The 1,246-nt window shown below is 71.1% G+C and carries 2 protein-coding genes and 1 pseudogene; all 3 read right to left on the reverse strand.

The annotated features are described in order from the left end of the window. Positions 1 to 414 (reverse strand): annotated as a pseudogene (locus ACOVRJ_RS09900) (type-F conjugative transfer system protein TraW); the annotation flags it as partial. After that, positions 401 to 976, reverse strand: coding sequence for a S26 family signal peptidase (locus ACOVRJ_RS09905; RefSeq protein WP_422043684.1), 576 nt, complete (start codon positions 974 to 976; stop codon positions 401 to 403). The gene ACOVRJ_RS09905 and the pseudogene ACOVRJ_RS09900, both read right to left, overlap by 14 nt. Continuing rightward, positions 973 to 1,246, reverse strand: a 274-nt coding sequence (locus tag ACOVRJ_RS09910) for a hypothetical protein (protein WP_422043685.1), incomplete at its 5' end; no start/stop codon positions are given. The genes ACOVRJ_RS09910 and ACOVRJ_RS09905, both read right to left, overlap by 4 nt.

Raw genomic sequence — 1,246 nt, forward strand, 5'->3', positions numbered from 1 at the left:
GGCGTCGAAGAAGAAGAGCGGACGCGACAGCGACACCACGTCCAGCGGGTTCACTCGCGTGCCCGGCGCCACGATCAGGCGGCCGTCGGCATCGCTGATCGGGTAGGGCACCTCGATGCTCGGATCGAAATGAAACGTCCGGGCGGTCGCCGTGCGAGTGATGCCCGCTACCGGAGCGGGCTCTTCGATCTGGCGGCGAATGCGGGCCTGGCTCTCGCGCTGCAGGCGCTCCAGGCCACCGTTGGCGGCGAACTCGCGCAGCTTGGACTGGATGAGGGCGAGCAGGCTCGGCTCGGCGATCGGGTAGATCGGGCCGATCACGCCCAGGTGCTGGGCTTGGGCCGAGGGGCAGATTGCCGCGGTTGCGGCCGCGAGCAGCAGCGCCGCGAGGCGGGCCCGGTCAGAAGATCGCACGGGCCCGTCCGATGATCTGCTCGCGTGCGATCCAGCCGGTGAGCGCATAGCGCGAGTCCAGGCTGTCGGGGTGCGGGGCGAAGACAAAGTAGCGACCCTCGGGTAGGGTGCCGGTGGGTCCAGGTTCGAGCGGCTCGCCGCGCCGGCTCGTTGGCTTGGCCTTCGCGAGCGTCGTCCCGGCCACGACGAAGGTCGCGCCGTCGCGGGTCACGGTATCGCCCGGCTGCCCGGCCAGCACCTTGATGAAGGTGACGCCGGCCGGGTAGGGGCCACCCCTCGCCCAGCGGAAGGCGACGTGTTCGCCGCGCTGCGGCAGCACCGCGCGCTCGATCAGGTAGAGCGTCCCGGGCAGGCTGTGGGTGGCGTTCAGGCCAAGGGCGTAGTGGCTGTGGAACCAGGCCCCGCCCCCCACGGCAGCCGCGTAGGCGAGGCCCCAGCGGCGCAGGTGCGTAACGGCCCGGGAGCGGAATCGGGCGCCGTCGAAGCGCTCGCGCATCGCCGCCAGGTGAGTGAGTGGCATGCGCCCAAGGTGCAGCGCTCGTGTCGTAGGGGTCAGGTTCATCGCGTCTCCTCCAGTCCGAGTTGCCGGCGCAGTTGTGGCGTGAAGTCGGCGATGCGGCGGCCTGTACCGGACCCGATCAATGCCCCTTGGGTGAATACGAGGCAGCGGCAGTCGGCCGGCAGGCGTGCGACCAGCCGATCGAGTCGCTCGCCGAAGGCGGCCGCTTCGCGAAGGGCGGCGGCCCGGTCGCTGTCGCTGGCATCCCGGCGCAGCAATTGCGCGGTGACCTGGCCTTCCTTGGCGCGGTAGAGCGAGGCGATGTCCACGGTG

The organism is Roseateles sp., assembly GCF_049240545.1.
In the GTDB taxonomy this organism is placed as follows: Bacteria; Pseudomonadota; Gammaproteobacteria; order Burkholderiales; family Burkholderiaceae_C; genus Paucibacter_A.